Origin of the sequence: Corallococcus sp. RDP092CA, assembly GCF_041903675.1 — a bacterium.
Taxonomy (GTDB): Bacteria; Myxococcota; Myxococcia; order Myxococcales; family Myxococcaceae; genus Corallococcus.
The window spans coordinates 1-486 of sequence record NZ_JAYESI010000124.1 but is presented as its reverse complement, the minus strand read 5'-3'; the positions used below and the strand labels follow the sequence as shown (position 1 = coordinate 486).

Genomic DNA, 486 nt, shown 5'->3' with positions numbered 1-486 from the left:
AGGCTGTAGGGCGCCGAGTAGAAGTGGCCATGGACGTCGACGTGGTAGTCGATGTTCACCTTCACCCGCTTCCACTCCGACACCGCGTACCGCGTCGGCGGCAATGGCTTGAGGGCAGGCCTGTCCAACTCCTCGAAGAGCTGCGCTCTCGACTTGCCGTACAGTCGCATGGGCCTGTCGTTGAGCACCGCCACCGGCTCGGCAATCGCCTCATTCAACTCCCGCAGCGAGGTGAAGACGCGGTGACGCAGCCGGGCCAGCACCCAGCGCTGCACCAGTTGCACCGCCCGCTCCACCTTCGCCTTGTCCTTGGGCTTGCGCGGGCGCGCCGGCAGCACCGCCAGTCCGTAGTGCCGTCCCAACTCCTCGAAGGTGCGGTTCACCTCCGGCTCGTACCGGTCCGCCCTCGTCACCGCCGACTTCAACTGGTCCGGCACGATGAGCGCTGGCGCCCCACCGAAGGCCTCCAGCGCGCGCACGGTGCTG

Annotated in this window: 1 pseudogene; it reads right to left on the bottom strand. The window is 67.7% G+C overall.

The window, feature by feature from the left end:
• Nucleotides 1-486, bottom strand: a pseudogene (locus U8525_RS34460) (IS21 family transposase); the annotation flags it as partial.